The 16,207-nt window shown below is 72.6% G+C and carries 14 protein-coding genes; 8 read left to right on the top strand and 6 right to left on the bottom strand.

All coding sequences use genetic code 11. The features are described from left to right. Positions 1 to 113: 113 nt before the first annotated feature. The 5 genes from LCD33_RS20615 to LCD33_RS20595 all read right to left on the bottom strand — a co-directional run bounded on the left by LCD33_RS20615 (position 114) and on the right by LCD33_RS20595 (position 4,424). Positions 114 to 440 carry a DUF202 domain-containing protein gene (locus LCD33_RS20615; protein WP_224958293.1) on the bottom strand — a complete coding sequence of 109 codons (327 nt, stop codon included), beginning with the start codon at positions 438 to 440 and terminating at the stop codon, positions 114 to 116. Between the two features lie 2 nt (positions 441 to 442). Continuing rightward, on the bottom strand, positions 443 to 841 hold the full coding sequence (locus LCD33_RS20610) for a YidH family protein (protein ID WP_224958295.1): 399 nt from the start codon (positions 839 to 841) through the stop codon (positions 443 to 445). A 107-nt stretch (positions 842 to 948) separates the two neighbouring features. Then, positions 949 to 1,344 carry an SSI family serine proteinase inhibitor gene (locus LCD33_RS20605; RefSeq protein WP_224958296.1) on the bottom strand — a complete coding sequence of 132 codons (396 nt, stop codon included), beginning with the start codon at positions 1,342 to 1,344 and terminating at the stop codon, positions 949 to 951. A 288-nt stretch (positions 1,345 to 1,632) separates the two neighbouring features. After that, positions 1,633 to 3,321: a long-chain fatty acid--CoA ligase gene (locus tag LCD33_RS20600; protein WP_224958297.1), complete on the bottom strand. Its 1,689-nt coding sequence runs from the start codon at positions 3,319 to 3,321 to the stop codon at positions 1,633 to 1,635. A 383-nt stretch (positions 3,322 to 3,704) separates the two neighbouring features. Further along, complete coding sequence (locus LCD33_RS20595) at positions 3,705 to 4,424, bottom strand: MerR family transcriptional regulator (RefSeq protein WP_224967360.1); 720 nt, start codon at positions 4,422 to 4,424, stop codon at positions 3,705 to 3,707. Positions 4,425 to 4,532: 108 nt separating this feature from the next. Between LCD33_RS20595 and LCD33_RS20590 the strand changes: the two genes are divergently transcribed. Genes LCD33_RS20590 through LCD33_RS20580 form a run of 3 tightly spaced genes read left to right on the top strand, consistent with a single transcriptional unit; the run spans position 4,533 to position 7,983 of the window. Then, positions 4,533 to 5,669 carry a CaiB/BaiF CoA-transferase family protein gene (locus LCD33_RS20590; protein ID WP_224967361.1) on the top strand — a complete coding sequence of 379 codons (1,137 nt, stop codon included), beginning with the start codon at positions 4,533 to 4,535 and terminating at the stop codon, positions 5,667 to 5,669. 5 nt (positions 5,670 to 5,674) lie between these two features. Beyond that, entirely contained in the window at positions 5,675 to 6,817 is a 1,143-nt protein-coding gene (locus tag LCD33_RS20585) for an acyl-CoA dehydrogenase family protein (protein WP_224958300.1), read from the top strand. Positions 6,818 to 6,834: 17 nt separating this feature from the next. Beyond that, positions 6,835 to 7,983 carry an alkaline phosphatase family protein gene (locus LCD33_RS20580; protein ID WP_224967362.1) on the top strand — a complete coding sequence of 383 codons (1,149 nt, stop codon included), beginning with the start codon at positions 6,835 to 6,837 and terminating at the stop codon, positions 7,981 to 7,983. Between the two features lie 171 nt (positions 7,984 to 8,154). On the opposite strand, the gene LCD33_RS20575 is transcribed toward LCD33_RS20580, so the two are convergent. Then, complete coding sequence (locus LCD33_RS20575) at positions 8,155 to 8,655, bottom strand: YbaB/EbfC family nucleoid-associated protein (protein WP_224967363.1); 501 nt, start codon at positions 8,653 to 8,655, stop codon at positions 8,155 to 8,157. Positions 8,656 to 8,894: 239 nt separating this feature from the next. Here LCD33_RS20575 and LCD33_RS20570 point away from each other — a divergent pair, with 239 nt between their 5' ends. From LCD33_RS20570 to LCD33_RS20550, 5 genes are all read left to right on the top strand, one after another. Further along, positions 8,895 to 10,379: an FAD-linked oxidase C-terminal domain-containing protein gene (locus LCD33_RS20570; RefSeq protein WP_224958304.1), complete on the top strand. Its 1,485-nt coding sequence runs from the start codon at positions 8,895 to 8,897 to the stop codon at positions 10,377 to 10,379. After that, positions 10,379 to 11,617, top strand: a complete 1,239-nt coding sequence (locus tag LCD33_RS20565; RefSeq protein WP_224978162.1) for an FAD-binding oxidoreductase — start codon at positions 10,379 to 10,381, stop codon at positions 11,615 to 11,617. The genes LCD33_RS20570 and LCD33_RS20565 overlap by 1 nt, the downstream gene beginning before the upstream one ends. Further along, on the top strand, positions 11,614 to 12,945 hold the full coding sequence (locus LCD33_RS20560; protein WP_224978161.1) for a (Fe-S)-binding protein: 1,332 nt from the start codon (positions 11,614 to 11,616) through the stop codon (positions 12,943 to 12,945). The genes LCD33_RS20565 and LCD33_RS20560 overlap by 4 nt, the downstream gene beginning before the upstream one ends. 193 nt (positions 12,946 to 13,138) lie before the next feature. Beyond that, positions 13,139 to 14,722: an L-lactate permease gene (locus tag LCD33_RS20555; RefSeq protein WP_224967366.1), complete on the top strand. Its 1,584-nt coding sequence runs from the start codon at positions 13,139 to 13,141 to the stop codon at positions 14,720 to 14,722. Positions 14,723 to 14,905: 183 nt separating this feature from the next. Beyond that, the gene (locus LCD33_RS20550) at positions 14,906 to 16,120 is read left to right on the top strand and encodes an acetyl-CoA C-acetyltransferase (protein WP_224967367.1); all 1,215 of its coding nucleotides are present in this window, start codon (positions 14,906 to 14,908) and stop codon (positions 16,118 to 16,120) included. Positions 16,121 to 16,207 lie beyond the last annotated feature (87 nt).

Genomic DNA, 16,207 nt, shown 5'->3' with positions numbered 1-16,207 from the left:
CCCGGCGGGGGGGCCCCTTTACACCCCCCCCCCGGGGGCCCCCCCCCCGCCCCCGCGGGGGGCCCCCCCCCCGCCGGGGGCCCCCCCCCCCGGGGGGCGGGGGGCGGGCGCCGTCACATCAGCAGCACGTACACCGCGCCGATCGCGCCGGCCAGCAGCGCGAGCGCGGTGAACGCCGCCTGCAGCACGCCGTCCGGCAGCGGTTCCTCCGCGCGCAGGTTCCGCTCCGCCTGCCGGTGCCTGCGCCACGACGCGACCGCGATCACCGCCGCCAGCGGCAGCGCCACCGCGGCGCACACCGCGGCCGCGACCGCGCTGCGGTGCGCCAGCAACCGCAGCAGCACCATCAGGCCCACCACGAACGTCAACCCGGTCCGCAGCCAGGCCAAGGTCGTGCGCTCGACCTGCAAGCCCGGATCCCACGGGCCCTGCCCCAGCACGCTCAGAACCCGTTGACCAGCAGCAGCACCGTCGCCGCCACGCCGACCACGCCGAGCCCGAACCCGAGGACCGGCGCCAGCTTCGGTGGCGGCAGCGGGGCCTTCGTGCGCAGCGCCCGCTCCATCGTCATCCACCGGCCGAACGCCGCCACGCTGCACACCACGCCCGCGAGCAGCAGCAGTACCGCCAGCGAGGTCCGCAGCGGATCCGGGCCGGGCGACATCGCCGCGTTCAACGCCTCCACGCCGACACCCGCCGCCATCAACGCCAAGGCGGTGCGGATCCACGCCAAGAACGTGCGCTCGTTCGCCAGCGTGAACCGGGGATCCGGTTCCTCGCCCACCCCGTAGATCCGGTGCGGCCAGCGCCTACACGCGGGCTCTTCGTTCTCGGCAGCCATACCGCCACCGTAGTGCGACCGGAGCAGCGCGGATCCGTCGAGGGGGCGATGCCGCGGGGCACCGGCGCGGCGCTCGGCCGGATCCGGTGCCCTGCGGACGGGAGAACTCAGAAGTCGAACACGGCCCCCGCGGCGGACGCCGCCACGCACTGGTTGCCGAACTCCTTCTCGAAGTGGACCGGGCGGCCCTGCCAGGTGCCGTGCGCCGTGCCGACCACCGGCTTCAGCTCCATCGTGCACTGGCCGGTGTGCGCCTGGCCGAGCTGCTCGAAGTCGCCGCCCGCCGTGGTCAGGCTGTCGCAGGCCGCCGCCGCGTTCGGGTGCGAACCGCCCACCGGCTCGCAGCGCAGCGACACCGTGCGCGGCAACTCCGCCCGGTCCTTCGCCGCGATCGTCAAGGTCAGGTCGCTCTGCGTCGCAGCCGCGCCCGCCGTCGCCGGGGTGAGCACGAGGACGGCCGTCGCCGCGAGCAGAAGACCGCGGATGAAGCGGGTGGCAGCCATGTCGGTGCGCCTCCAAGAGGTAGTGGGGAAGACTCCGCACAGATCTATCGGCAGCGGCCCCGCGATTTCCGCACCTGCGACCGAAGATCACCAGATCGTGGGGTTCACGGACGGGGAGGTGGTCACCCTCGGCTCATCTGGATCGAGCGCCGCGGCTGGAGTGGATCACTCCAAAGTGGAGAGGATGAGGCTAGGTGCGGAGGCGTCCGTTCGTTCGAACTCCGGTGACAGGAAGGTTCCCTTCATCGCACTCGTGACCGGAAGGTTCCCCTGCTCGCGGCCGGCCCGTCAGCCGTACAGCTCGTCCAGCACCTCGGCGTACTTGGTGTGGATGACGCGCCGCCGCAACTTCAACGCGGGACTGAGCTCGCCACCCGCCGCACCCCACGGCCGGTCCAGCACGCGGTGCGCGCGCACCTGGCCGGAGCTGCCCAGCGCGGCGTTGGCCGCGTCCACCGCGCGGTCCACTTCGGCCAGCACCTGCGCGTCGCGGGCGAGCTCGGCGAGATCGGTGGTGCCGATGCCGTGCGCGGAGGCCCACGCAGGCGCGGTGTCCTCGTCGAGCACGACCAGCGCGACGACGTGCGGCCTGCCGTCGCCGAAGGCGAGCGCGTGCCCGATCAGCGGATGCGCGCGCAGCGCGTTCTCCACGACGCTGGGGGCGACGGTCTCCCCGTGCGAGTTGATGATCAACTCGCTCTTGCGGTCGGTGATGGTGAGGTAGCCGTCGTCGACGTGCCCGACGTCCCCGGTGCGCAACCAGCCGTCGGCGCCCGCCGCCGCCCGGACCAGGCCGTCCTCCTGCAGGTGCCCCGCGCAGACCACGGGGCCGCGCACCAGCACTTCACCGTCCTTTTCGATGCGGACCTCGACGCCGGGCAGCGGGGTGCCGACGGTGCCGAAGCGCACCGCGCCCGGCCGGTTGGTGGTGGCCCAGCCGCTGGACTCGGTCGACCCCCACGTCTCGAAGATGTCGAAGCCGAGCCCGGAGAACAGCTCCAGCAGGTCGCGGCGCAGCGGCGCCCCCCCGCTCGCGCCCCACACGGTGCCGTCGAGGCCGAGCCCGCTGAGCACCTCGTGCTTCTCGGCCGCGGTGTGCGCGGTGGGCTGGGCGCGGGCGAGGGCGGCGAGCCGTTCCCACATCCGCGGCACCCCGAAGAACGTGTGCGGACGAACCTGCGGCAGCACCCGCACGGCCTCGGCGATGCCGTTGCAGAAGTGCACGTGCGCGACGTCGTGGATGGCGCTGTAGACGTTGCCCGCGCGCTCCGACATGTGCGCCATCGGCAGGTAGCACAAGGTCCCGGCGTGCGGCGGCGCGCCCGTGACCAGCTGCCGGGCGGAGGCTGCGGCGAGCACGTTGCGGTGGGTCAGCACCACGGCCCGCTGCATCCCGATCGCGTCGGGGGAGTAGAGCACGGTCACCGGATCGTCCGGCACCACGTCCGCGGTGCGCCGCCGAACCAGCTCCGGGTCCTGCCGCAGCAGCCCGCCGCCGCGTTCGCGCAGCGTCGCCCAGGTGCGGAAGCGGGTGTCCTCCGCGGGGACCGCGGCCTCGTCGACGACGATGACGTGGCCGAGCGCGTCCGGTTCGCGCAGCGCCGCCGACCAGCGGCGCACGTGGTGGACGTTGCCGAGCACGGCGATGTGCGCCCGGCTGTGCCGCGTGACGTCGCGGATCTCGCCGGAGCTCGACGCGGGGTGCACGGCGATCGGCACCGCCCCGAGGTGCGTGGCGGCGACGTCGGCCAGCCACTGCTCCGCGCCGTTCGACATCATCAGCACCACCGTCTGGCCGCGCTGCAACCCGAGGTCGGCGAAGCCCGCGGCGAGGTCCTGCACCGCCTCCGCCGCCTCGCCCCAGCTCCAGGTCCGGCCGTCCGCGGTCAGCGCCGGGTGGTCCCGGTGCTCGGTCGCGTTGCGCTCGAACAGGTGCGGGATGGTCGCGGTCAGCGTCGGTGCCGGTGATGTGCTCATGTGGCTCCTCCACTCACGAGGCGGCCACGTGCGTGACGCGAGGTTCGTGGTGACCTCGCCGATGAAACCGCACCGGAGGCCCGTTTGGCCAGTAGGCGGACGGGTGCCGTCGGGAGCGGGGTGCGGGGGCCCGGCTGCACCGCGTGTTCGGGGCTCGTGCCTGGCGCGCCCCCGGGTTCGGCCGTCCGAGGAGCCGGCTCGCTCGAACGGGCCGCTGTCCGGATCGCTACCGGTGACCGCCGAGCGCTCGGCGCACCGGCGGCGGGCCGGGTGGCAGGAAGGTTCCCTTCACCGCACCGGTGATCGGAAGGTTCCCTTCATCGCACCGGTGATCGGAAGGTTCCCTTGCTCGCGTCGGTGGCAGGAAGGTTCCCTTCCGCCGATCAGACGTGGTCGCGGATGACGTCGTTGATCGCGTTCTGGAACCCGTTGACGAGCACGTGGATGGTCAGCGGCCGCAGCTGCTGGGTGGCGACGTGCACCCGTTCCCGCTCTTCTTCGGGCCGTCCGCGTTCGAGGTAGGGCCGCAGCACGTTCGCGGCGAACAGTTCGCGCAGCTCGACGGCGATCTGCGAGGTGTGCTGCTCGACGATGTCCTTGGCTTCGAGGAGCATGCCCTGCGGCAGGTCGAGGTCGAGGATCTGCAGCCCGACGCCGAGCATGGCGGAGTTGGACAGCCGCACCCGGCTGAGGTCGTCGTCGAGGGCTTGGAGGATGCCGAGCGAGACGAGCTTGCCGACGAGCTCGTCGTCGAGCTGCCGCCCGGCGCGCTGGCTGAGCTCGTGCCGGGTGAGGTCTTCGCTCTGGTCGCTGGTCCACGGCGCGAGCAGTGCGCGGTGCAGCGCGAGGTCTTCGGCCGTGGCGTCGTCGGGGATCCGCTCCAGGTGCCGTTCGATGGCGGAGAGGGTGAACCCGAGCGCTTGCAGTTCCCGGATGAGGTCGAGCCGCGCCAGGTGGTCGCCGCCGTAGAGGCCCAGCCGCCCGCGGAGCCGGGGCGGGGGCAGCAGACCGCGGGACGCGTAGAAGCGAACGGTCCGCACGGTGACGCCGGCGCGCGCGGCCAACTCGTCGATGGTCAGCTCTTCGTCCGCGGTTCGGAGCATGGTCGGGGAGCTTACTCCTTGACCGCTGTGACACCAACGATGTAACACTGATTGCGTCGCGACACGGTGTCGTGCGCGGCGTGCGGCCGCTGGCGGAGAGGTGCAGGCGTGACGGCAAGAGGTGACGGCCCCCTCGCGGGCCTGCGGGTGGTGGAGCTGGCGGGCCTCGGACCCGCTCCGTTCTGCGGGATGCTGCTGGCGGACCTGGGCGCGGACGTGGTCCGCGTCGGCCGCCCCGGCGGGGCTCCCGGCGAGCACGACCTGCTGGACCGGGGCAAGCGCGCGATCTCGGTGGACCTCAAGCACGAGCAGGGCCCGGAGACGGTGCTGGCGCTGGCCGAACGCGCCGACGTGCTCATCGAGGGCTTCCGGCCGGGGGTCGCCGAACGCCTCGGCGTCGGTCCCGAGCAGTGCTGGGAGCGGAACCCGAAGCTGGTGTTCGGCCGGATGACCGGCTGGGGCCAGGACGGTCCGCTGGCGCAGACCGCGGGCCACGACATCGGCTACATCGCGTTGAGCGGCATGCTGCACGCCATCGGCCGCAGCGGTGGCCCGCCGCAGGTCCCGGCGAACCTGCTGGGCGATTTCGGCGGCGGCGCCCTGTACCTGGCGGTGGGCGTGCTGTCCGCGGTGCTGAACGCGCGCAGCACCGGGCAGGGCCAGGTCGTCGACGCGTCCATCGTGGACGGTGCCGCGCACCTGGGTTCGATGCTGTTCGGGTTCGCCGCCGCCGGCGCGTGGCAGGAGCGGCGCGGCACGAACCTGCTCGACACCGGCGCGCCCTACTACGACGTGTACGAGACCTCCGACGGCGAGCACGTGGCGGTCGGCGCGCTGGAACCCAAGTTCTACGCCGAGCTGGTCGACCGCCTCGGCCTCGACGACCTCCCGGACCGCGACGACCCGGCGAACTGGCCCGCGCTGCGCGAGCGGTTCGCCGCGACCTTCGCGAGCCGCACTCGCGCCGAGTGGACCGAGGTCTTCGACGGTTCCGACGCCTGCGTCGCCCCCGTGCTGTCCATGAGCGAAGCCCGGCAGCACCCGCACCTGCAGGCCCGCGGCACCCTGCCCAGCCCCGGTGGCGTGCTGCAGCCCGCGCCCGCACCGCGGTTCTCCCGCACCCCGAGTTCACCGCCGCGCCCGGTCCCCGCCCCGGACACCGCGGTGCTGGCCGACTGGCAGGTGCCCACCGCGGCGGACCTGCTGGCGTCCGGCGCGATCCACCAGGCCCGAGAGGAAGCGTGACCCGCATGCGCAGGGAACTGTTCGAAGCCGAGCACGAGGCCTTCCGCGAGACCGCCAAGGCGTTCATCGCCAAAGAACTCCTCCCGCACCAGGAGGAGTGGGAGGCAGCGGGCGTCGTCAGCCGCGACGCGTGGCTGGCCGCCGGCGAGCAGGGCCTGCTCGGCATCGCCGTCGACGAGACCTACGGCGGCGGGGGAGTCGACGACTTCCGGTTCAACGTGGTGTTCGACGAAGAGCTCGTCAACGCCGGTATCAACGGCTTCGGCGTGCCCGTGCACAGCGACATCAACATCCCCTACCTGACCCGGCTGGCCACCGAGGAGCAGAAGCGGCGCTGGCTGCCCGGCTTCTGCACTGGCGAGATCATCAGCGCCATCGCCATGACCGAACCCGGCGCGGGCAGCGACCTGCAGGGCATGCGCACCACCGCGGTCCGCGACGGCGACCACTACGTGCTCAACGGGCAGAAGACGTTCATCTCCAACGGCATCAACGCCGATCTGGTGATCGTCGCCGCCCGCACCGACCCGGACGCGGGCGCGCAGGGCATCAGCCTGCTCGTCGTCGAGCGCGGCATGGACGGTTTCGAACGCGGCCGCAACCTGGAGAAGATCGGGCAGAAGTCCCAGGACACCGCCGAGCTGTACTTCAACGACGTGCGGGTGCCCGCGGCGAACCTGCTCGGCGAAGAGGGCCAGGGCTTCATCTACCTGATGCAGAACCTGCCGCAGGAACGGCTGTCCATCGCCGTCGCCGCCGCCGCCAGCGCCGAGAAGATCCTGGAGATCACCAAGCAGTACTGCCGGGACCGCACCGCCTTCGGCCGCCCCATCGGCAAGTTCCAGAATACCCGTTTCGAACTGGCCGAGATGGCCACCGAGGTGCAGATCGGCCGCGTGTTCGCCGACCGTTGCGTCGCCGACCACGTCCGCGGTGAACTGAGCGTGGAACACGCCGCCATGGCCAAGTGGTGGCTCACCGAGATGAACAAGCGCGTCGTGGACCGCTGCCTGCAGCTGCACGGCGGCTACGGCTACATGCTGGAATACCCCGTCGCGAAGGCGTTCCTCGACTCGCGCGTGCAGACCATCTACGGCGGCACGACCGAGATCATGAAGGAGATCGTGGGGCGCTCGCTGGGGATCTGAGTCGGAAGAGGTGCGGCATGGACTGGATGGTCACCCCCGCGGCGGACCGGGCGCTGTCCGACGTGCTGCCCTCCACGCTGGCCGCCCTCGGCACCGCCGGGTTCACCGACGTGCTCGGGATCCCGCGGTGCCGTTCGGCGGCCGTGCTGCTCGTCGACGGGCTCGGCTGGTCGCTGCTGCGCGAGCACGCCGCCGACGCGCCGGCGCTGAACTCGCTGGCCACCGGTGAACCGCTCGTCGCCGGATTCCCCACGACCACCGCCACCAGCATCACCTCGCTCGGCACCGGGCGGCGCGCCGGTGAGCACGGGATCGTCGGCTACACCTTCGCCGAACCCTCCGGCGGTCTGCTGCACCCGCTGGCGTGGGTGAGCCGCGGCGCCGACGGGCGGCGGCGCGGGCTGCTCGACGAGTGGCCGCCGGAAACCGCCCAGCCCACCCCGACCGCGCTGGAACGCGCCGCCGAAGCCGGGGTGGCCGTCCGCTCCGTCGCGCCCGCCGAGTTCGGCGGGACCGGGCTGACCAGGGCCGCGCTGCGCGGCGGCGAGTTCCGCGGCGTGCACGCGCTCGGCGACCTCGGTGCGGAACTGCTCGCCGCGCTCGCCGAGCCCGGGCCCGCGCTGTGCTACGGCTACCACGGCCACCTCGACCTCGTCGGCCACGTGCACGGGCCCGGTTCGTTGCCGTGGCGGATCCAGCTCGCCCAGGTCGACCGGCTCGTCGACTCGCTGCTGCAACGGCTGCCCGCGGAATCGGTGCTGCTCGTCGTCGCCGACCACGGCATGGTCGCCGTCGACCCGGCCGACGCCGTCGACGCCGACTCCGAACCCGCGCTGCGCGCCGGGCTGCGGCTCATCGGCGGCGAACCCCGCGCCCGCCACCTCTACCCGCTGCCGGGGGCGCGCGACGACGTGCTGCACGCCTGGCGGGACGTGCTGGGGGAGCGCGGCGCCGTCGTGACCCGCGAGCAGGCCGTCGACGACGGGTGGTTCGGCCCCGTCGTCACCGACGAGGTGCGCTCGCGCATCGGCGAGGTCATCGCCGTGCTGCGCGACGGCGCGGTCGTGCGGTCCGCGGCCGAACCCGGCGAATCCGCGTTGCGCGGCCACCACGGCTCGCTCACCGCGGCCGAACAGCACGTGCCGCTGCTGATCGCGCGGGGATGAGCGCGGCGCGCCGGTGACCGGTCGCGTCCGGGCGGCCGCCGGGAACGGTCGATCCGGGCTCGTGGTCGCCGGTGTCGGTCCGTCGATGCAGCGCCGATCGCGTTCGCCCGTCCTGCGTCGACCGGTTCTGCGTCGACCGGTTCTGCGTTCGCGGGTTCTGCGTTCGTCGGTTCAGCGGAGGAAGGAGTCGCGGGAGAAGTCCTCGTCACCGGGGTCGTCGTCGCGGAGGGGCCGGTTCGGGCGGGACCGCGGCGGCTGGGCGGGCCGGTCGGCCGCGGGCGGTGCCGGTCTCGGCGCGGGTTCCGCCGCCGCGTCGACGTCCGCGGGCGGCTGCGCCCCGTGCGCCTGGTAGGCCTCGCGGAACTGCTCGGCCCGATCGCCCAGCACCGGTTCCACGGTGGCGTTCATCGTCTCCGCGGCCCGCTGGGTGGCCTGCCGGATGGTCTGCACGATCGTCTGCTGCAGCTCGGTGTGCGAGCGGCGCATCGCCTCCGGGCTCAGCCGCAGGTCGAGCACCGCGCCGGACGGGGCGACGGTCACGGTGACCGCACCGTCCTGGCTGCGCGCCTCGCCGCGGATCTCGCTCATCTTGTCCTTGAGCTGTGCCGCGGCCGCCGCCTGCTCCTCGAAACGGGACAGCATCTCCCGGACGCGCTGCTGGGCGCTGGACATGAAAAGTCTCCCCGACTTCCGAACGTTTTCAGAGAGCGTAGCCAGTGCCGGTGGCGGGCCGCGGACGTTCCGCGGTTTCCGCTCCGCGCCGAACCTCGGAGGTGGTGACGAGGAGCACAATGGGGGTGCGGCGATGCCTCGTCGGCCTCTTGTATCTATGCGGCGATCCGCTTAGAGTTCCCGACGGACGGAATGTTGCTTCCGCATAGCGAAATCCTCAGTGGTGAGGAGGCGTGCCCATGTCCACCACCAGCGCCGCGACCGCCCCCGACCTCGACCGGCTCGTGCGGCACCTGCGCACCGCGCTGCCCGAACGCGCGGTGATCACCGATCCGCAACGGCTGCGCACCTACGAATGCGACGGGCTCGCCAGCCACCGCGTCGTGCCCGCCGTCGTCGTCCTCCCGGAAACCACCGAACAGGTCCAGCACGTCGTCACCGCCTGCGCCGAGCAGGACGTGCCGTTCGTCGCGCGCGGCTCCGGCACCGGCCTGTCCGGCGGGGCGCTCCCGCACTCCGACGGCGTCCTCATCGTCACCGCCAAGATGCGCCGCATCCTCGACGTCGACATCGCCAACGAACGCGCCGTCGTCGAACCCGGCGTCATCAACCTCGACGTCACCCGCGCCGCCGCCCCGCACGGCTACTACTTCGCGCCCGACCCCTCCAGCCAGCAGGTCTGCTCCGTCGGCGGCAACGTCGCCGAGAACTCCGGCGGCGCACACTGCCTCAAGTACGGGTTCACCACCCACCACGTGCTCGGGCTGCAGGTCGTGCTGCCGAACGGAGAACTCGTCGAACTCGGCGGCACCGCCCGCGAAGCACCCGGCTACGACCTGCTCGGCGCGTTCATCGGCAGCGAAGGGACCCTCGGCGTCGTCACCCGGATCACCGTGCGGCTGCTGCGCGCACCCGAAGCCGTGCAGACCCTGCTCGCCGGCTTCCGCACCACCGACGACGCGGGCGCCGCCGTCTCCGCCATCATCAGCGCCGGAGTCACCCCCGCCGCCATCGAGATGATGGACGCGCTCGCCATCGAAGCCGCCGAACAAGCCGTCCACTGCGGATACCCCGACGGAGCGGGCGCCGTCCTCGTCGTCGAACTCGACGGGCCCACCGCCGAAGTCGAGCACACTTTCGCCGAGGTGAAGCGGCACTGCGACCGGCACGGGGCCTTCGAGATCCGCGTCGCCGCCGACGACCAGGAACGCGCCACCATCTGGAAAGGCCGCAAATCCGCGTTCGCCGCCGTCGGCCGCATCAGCCCCGACTACATCGTCCAGGACGGGGTGATCCCGCGGACCGCGCTGCCCGAAGTGCTCGGCCGCATCGCCCGCCTCTCCGCCGACTCCGGCGTTCGCGTCGCCAACGTCTTCCACGCCGGAGACGGGAACCTGCACCCGCTCGTGCTGTTCGACGACGCCGAGGACGGCGCCGCCGAACGCGCCGAAGCCGTCTCCGGCGCCATCCTCGACCTCTGCATCGAACACGGCGGCTCCATCACCGGGGAGCACGGCGTCGGCGCCGACAAGGTCAAGTACATGGGCCGCATGTTCACCGACGACGACCTCGACACCATGCAACTCCTGCGGTGCGCGTTCGACCCCGCCGGGATCTGCAACCCCGGCAAGGTGTTCCCCACGCCGCGGCTGTGCGGCGAAGTCCCCGGCCCCCGCCGCGGCGTGCACCCGCTGACCGAAGCAGGATTGGCGGACCAGTTCTGATGACCACCACCCGCGCCGCCCTCCACGATCGGCTCGGCGACCGCCTCCGCGACGCCACCGAACACGACGAGATCGCCGGCATCCGGCCCCGCTGGGTCGTCACCGCCGCCGACACCGCCGACGTCGCCCACGCGCTGCGCGCCGCCGCCGACCACGACCTCACCGTCGTGCCCCGCGGCTCCGGCAGCAGACTCGACTGGGGACCGGCGCCCACCTCCGCCGACCTGCTGCTCGACCTCGCGCCCTGCGCAGGCATCCTCGAACACGCCGCGGGCGACCTCGTCATCAGCGCCCGCGCCGGAACCCCGCTGCGCGCGCTGCACGACACCGCCGCCGCAGCAGGTCAACGGCTGCCCATCGATCCGCCGCAGCCCACCGCCACCGTCGGCGGCGTCGTCGCCACCGGCACCTCCGGACCCGCCCGGCACTACTTCGGCGGAATCCGCGACCTGCTCATCGGCATCACCGTCGTCCTCGCCGACGGGACCACCACCACCTCCGGCGGCAACGTCGTCAAGAACGTCGCCGGATACGACCTCGGCAAGCTCTACACCGGATCCCTCGGCACCCTCGGCGTCATCACCGAAGCCGTGTTCCGGCTGCACCCCCTCGCCGCCGAACACCGCTGGATCAGCAGCACCACCCACGACCCCGGCGACGCCGCAGGCATCGTCGACGCCCACCGGCACAGCCAGGCCATGCCCACCGCCATCGAACTCGACCGGCCCGAACCCGGCGGACCCATCACCATCACCGCGCAGCTCGAAGGCCGCCCCGACGCCACCCACGCCCGCGCCGACGCGCTCGCCCGCACCGTCGGCGGCGAAGTCCACGAGCACCCGCCCGGCTGGTGGGGCGCGCACCCCTTCCCCGCCGACGGCACCGGCCTGCGCATCGGCACCGAACCGGCCGCGCTGGCCGACCTGCTCCGCGCCGCCGACCGAGCCGCCACCCGCACCGCACTGCCGCTCGCGCTGCGCGGCGCCGCCGGACTCGGCGTCCTGCACGCCGGACTCCCCGGCGCCGCCGACCCCGCCGCCGCCGCCGAGCTCGTCACCGCGCTGCGCGCACTGCCCGGCTACACCGCGCTCGAACGCGGCACCCCCGCCGTCCGCGCCGCCCTCGACCCGTGGGGGCCGCGACCCGCCGCGCTGACCGCGCTCGACCGGCAGCTCAAGGACCGCTTCGACCCCGGACACCGACTCGCCCCCGGCCGCCACGCGGGAGGAATCCGATGACCGACACCGAACCCGACGACGTGCTCCGCGGCGGAGCGTTCGACGCGCTGCACCCGCCGCAACGCGAACTCGTCGACGACTGCGTCCACTGCGGGTTCTGCCTGCCCAGCTGCCCCACCTACGACCTGTGGGGCGAAGAGATGGACTCGCCGCGCGGCCGCATCTACCTCATGAAGGAAGGCCTCGAAGGCGAACCCATGACCGACACCATGGTCGGCCACATGGACGCCTGCCTCGGCTGCATGGCCTGCGTCAGCGCCTGCCCCTCCGGAGTGCAGTACGGCACCCTCATCAACGAGACCCGCGCCCAGATCGAACGCAACCACACCCGCGGGCGCTGGGAGAAGCTGCTGCGCACCGCGATCTTCACCCTCTTCCCGCACCCGCGCAGGCTCCGCGCGCTCCGCGGACCCCTCGCCCTCTACCAACGGCTCCGCATCGGAGCACTGCTGCGCCGCACCGGGATCACCGACGCGCTGCCGCCTCACCTGCGCACCATGGAATCCCTCGCACCGCCCATCACCCGGGCGCCCCGGCTCGGCCGCCGCGTGCCCGCCCGCGGACCGCGCCGCGCCACCGTCGGCATGATCACCGGCTGCGTGCAGAGCGCCTTCTTCCCCGACGTCAACGCCGCCACCGCCCGCGTCCTCGCCGCCGAAGGGTGCGACGTCGTCATCCCACCCGCGCAAGGGTGCTGCGGCGCGCTCAGCGAACACTCCGGCCGCGAAGCCGAAGCCACCGCCTTCGCCCGCGCCCTCCTCGACACCTTCGAGCAGACCCGCGTCGACCACGTCGTCATCAACTCCGCCGGCTGCGGCTCCACCCTCAAGGACTACCCGCGGCTGCTGCGCGACGACCCGCACTACGCCGCCAAGGCCGAACGGTTCGCCGCCCAGGTCCGCGACATCACCGAACTGCTCACCGAACTCGGACCCGCCGCCACCCGGCACCCGCTGCCCGCCACCGTCGCGTACCACGACGCCTGCCACCTCAGCCACGGCCAAGGCATCCGCCGCCAACCCCGCGACCTGCTGCGCGACATCCCCGGCATCGAACTCCGCGAAATCGATCGCGGCGAACTGTGCTGCGGCTCCGCCGGGATCTACAACCTGCTCCAACCCGACGCCGCCCGCGAACTCGGCGACCGCAAGGCCGGCCACGTCCACGACACCGGCGCGCAACTGCTCGTCACCGCCAACCCCGGGTGCTCCATGCAGATCCGCGCCGCCCTCGACCGGCGCGGGGAAGCCATGCCGATGGCGCACACCGTGCAGGTGCTCGACGCGGCCATCCGCGGGGTGGGGGTGGACGGGTTGCTGCGGGGTTGAGCGCGGGGGTGGCAGGAAGGTTCCCTTCATCGCACCGGTGACCGGAAGGTTCCCTTGCTCGGAGCCCGCAGCGGACGTCCCGTCAAGGCGCTGAGCGCACCCCGAACCCGGGCCGGACGGCGCTACCAGCGGCAGTGGTGCGCGGTTATCGTCGCCGTCTCGGCCCGTCGGCCTCCGCCACGAAGGAGTGGTCGTGTACCAACAGATCCTGGCCCCGCTGTTCGGTTCGCTCGGCTGGAGCGCCCTCGCGGCCGCCCTGCCGCTGCTGGTCCTGTTCGCCCTGCTGGGTGTCGCGCGCATGACCGCGTGGAAGGCCTCGCTCATCGCGTTGGCCGTCGCGCTCGCGGTCGCGGTGTTCGTGTACCCGATGCCGGTCGACCAGGCCCTGCTGTCCGCCGTGCTCGGCGCGGCGTTCGGCTTCTTCCCGATCCTGTGGATCGTCATCAACGCGATCTGGATCTACCAGATGACCGTCACCACCGGGCACTTCGACGTGCTGCAGCGGAGCTTCTCCCGGGTCAGCGGGGACCGGCGGATCCAAGCGGTGATCATCGCGTTCTGCTTCGGCGCGCTGCTCGAAGCGCTCGCCGGCTTCGGCACCCCGGTCGCGATCACCACGGTGATGCTGCTGGCGCTCGGGATCAGCCCCATGACCTCGGCCGTCGTGGCGCTCGTCGCGAACACCGCGCCCGTCGCCTACGGAGCGCTCGCCTCGCCGCTGGTCACGTTGGCCAGCGTCACCGAACTGCCGCTGGACGAGCTCGGCGCCATGACGGGCAGGCAGACCCCGGTTCTCGCGGTGATCGTGCCGATGGTGCTCGTCGGCATCATCGACGGGGTGCGGGGCGTGCGCGAAACCCTCCCGGCCACCCTCACCTGCGGCATCACCTTCGCCGTCGCCCAGTTCGCCGCCGCGAACTACGTGTCCGTGCCGCTGACCGACATCATCGCGGCGCTGCTCGCGGCCGGGGCGACCGTGCTGCTGCTGCGGGTGTGGACGCCGCGCGGAGCGGAACCGCCCGCGACCGGAGGTGTCGACGGGCGCGGCGAAGTGCTCCGCGCCTACGCGCCATACCTGATCATCATCGCGGTGTTCGTCGTCGCCCAGCTCGGGCCCGTCGCCGATCTGCTCGAGACCGTCACGTTCAAGTTCGGCTGGCCAGGGCTGGACGTCCGCGACGCGGGCGGGGACGCGCTGTCGCTCACCGAGTTCAAGCTGAACTGGCTGTCCAGCGCCGGATCGTTGCTGCTGATCGCCGGGCTCATCACCATTCCGGTGATCGGGATCCAGGCGCGCGACGCGCTCGGCCGCTACGGCGCCACCTACCGGCAGCTCGCGTTGCCGATCGTCACCGTGATGGCGGTGCTCGCCATCGCCTACGTCATGAACACCTCGGGGCAGACCGCGACGCTCGGCACCTGGATGGCCGCCACCGGCGGGCTGTTCGCGTTCCTCTCGCCGATCCTCGGCTGGCTCGGCGTCGCCGTCACCGGATCCGACACCTCGTCGAACTCGTTGTTCGGGGCGCTGCAGGTGACCGCGGCTGAACAGGCCGGGATCGAACCGATGCTCGCGGCCGCCGCCAACGGATCCGGCGGTGTGCTCGGCAAGATGATCTCCCCGCAGAACCTGGCGATCGCCGCGGGCGCCGTCGGCATGGCCGGGCGTGAAGGGGACCTGTTCCGCCGCGTCCTGCCGTTCAGCCTCGGATTCCTGCTGCTGATGTGCGTGCTGGTGGCGTTGCAGTCGACGCCGGTGCTGTCCTGGATGACCTGAGCAGGGGAAGCTTCCGGTCACGGCGCCGCCCTCACCCGTGCCGACCGGGTACGAGGAAGGGAACCTTCCGGTCACCAGTGGCAGAAAGGTTCCCTTCCTCGCACCCGCACGCCATTGACTGTGACAGTGCTGGTGTCACACTCTGGATGGAGAACCAGGCCGCAACGAGGAGGCACGTCGCCCATGTCCGAGGCGCTCGTCTACGAAGCGATCCGCACCCCGCGCGGACGCGGCAAGAAAACCGGCTCGCTGCACGGGACCAAACCGATCAGCCTCGTCGTCGGACTCGTCGACGAACTCCGCAGGCGCCACCCGGGCCTCGACCCCGAGCTGATCGACGACCTCGTGCTCGGCGTCGTCTCCCCGATGGGCGACCAGGGCGGCGACATCGCCAAGACCGCCGCGCTCGCCGCCCGCCTGCCCGACACCGTCAGCGGCGTCCAGCTCAACCGCTTCTGCGCATCCGGGCTCGAAGCCGTCAACGTCGCCGCCCAGAAGGTCCGTTCCGGCTGGGAGGACGCCGTCCTCGCGGGCGGCGTCGAATCCATGTCGCGAGTGCCGATGGGCTCCGACGGCGGTGCCTGGGCGATGGACCCCGAGACGAACTTCGACACGTCCTTCGTGCCCCAGGGCATCGGCGCCGACCTGATCGCCACCCTCGAAGGCTTCGACCGCGCCACCATCGACGCCTACGCCGCCGAATCCCAGAACCGGGCCGCCAAGGCTTGGGCCGACGGCCGCTTCGCCCGCAGCGTGGTGCCCGTCGTCGACCGCAACGGCCGCACCGTGCTGGACCGCGACGAGCACATCCGGCCCGGCACCACCGCCGACTCCCTGGGCGGTCTCCAGCCGTCGTTCGCCGCCATCGGCGACATGGGCGGATTCGACGCGGTCGCCCTGCAGAAGTACCACTGGGTGGAGCGCATCGACCACGTGCACACCCCCGGCAACTCGTCCGGCATCGTCGACGGCGCCGCGCTCGCCCTCATCGGTAGCGAGAGCCTCGGCGACCGCACCGGCCTGCGCCCGCGCGCCCGCGTCGTCTCCACCGCGCTCAGCGGAGCCGACCCGACGATCATGCTCACCGGCCCCGGACCCGCCGTGCGCAAGGCGCTCGCCAAGGCGGACCTGACCATCGACCAGATCGACCTGGTCGAGATCAACGAGGCCTTCGCCGCGGTTCCGCTGCGGTTCATGAAGGAATTCGACCTGCCGCACGAGAAGGTCAACGTCAACGGCGGCGCCATCGCCATGGGCCACCCGCTCGGCGCGACCGGTGCCATGATCCTCGGCACCCTCATCGACGAACTCGAACGCCGCGAGCAGCGTTACGGCGTGGCCACCCTGTGCGTCGGCGGCGGCATGGGCATCGCCACCGTCATCGAACGGCTCGGCTGAACCCACCCCGCACCGACCCCGGCACCCCCCCCCCCCCCCCCCGGGGGGGGGGGGGGGGGCGGCGGCGGCGGCGCCGCGGGCGGCGTG

Origin of the sequence: Saccharopolyspora sp. 7B (assembly GCF_020177435.1) — a bacterium.
GTDB classification, from domain to species: domain Bacteria; phylum Actinomycetota; class Actinomycetes; order Mycobacteriales; family Pseudonocardiaceae; genus Saccharopolyspora_C; species Saccharopolyspora_C gregorii.
The sequence above is the reverse complement of the archived record's forward strand: the minus strand, read 5'-3'. Positions and strand labels throughout refer to the sequence as shown.

Coding starts and splice junctions, on each gene's coding strand:
- LCD33_RS20600 (WP_224958297.1), bottom strand. CDS start 3,321: ATGAGCACATCACCGGCACCGACGCTGACCGCGACCATCCCGCACCTG.
- LCD33_RS20560 (WP_224978161.1), top strand. CDS start 11,614: ATGACCGACACCGAACCCGACGACGTGCTCCGCGGCGGAGCGTTCGAC.
- LCD33_RS20610 (WP_224958295.1), bottom strand. CDS start 841: ATGGCTGCCGAGAACGAAGAGCCCGCGTGTAGGCGCTGGCCGCACCGG.
- LCD33_RS20595 (WP_224967360.1), bottom strand. CDS start 4,424: ATGCTCCGAACCGCGGACGAAGAGCTGACCATCGACGAGTTGGCCGCG.
- LCD33_RS20575 (WP_224967363.1), bottom strand. CDS start 8,655: ATGTCCAGCGCCCAGCAGCGCGTCCGGGAGATGCTGTCCCGTTTCGAG.
- LCD33_RS20570 (WP_224958304.1), top strand. CDS start 8,895: ATGTCCACCACCAGCGCCGCGACCGCCCCCGACCTCGACCGGCTCGTG.
- LCD33_RS20550 (WP_224967367.1), top strand. CDS start 14,906: ATGTCCGAGGCGCTCGTCTACGAAGCGATCCGCACCCCGCGCGGACGC.
- LCD33_RS20605 (WP_224958296.1), bottom strand. CDS start 1,344: ATGGCTGCCACCCGCTTCATCCGCGGTCTTCTGCTCGCGGCGACGGCC.
- LCD33_RS20585 (WP_224958300.1), top strand. CDS start 5,675: ATGCGCAGGGAACTGTTCGAAGCCGAGCACGAGGCCTTCCGCGAGACC.
- LCD33_RS20565 (WP_224978162.1), top strand. CDS start 10,379: ATGACCACCACCCGCGCCGCCCTCCACGATCGGCTCGGCGACCGCCTC.
- LCD33_RS20580 (WP_224967362.1), top strand. CDS start 6,835: ATGGACTGGATGGTCACCCCCGCGGCGGACCGGGCGCTGTCCGACGTG.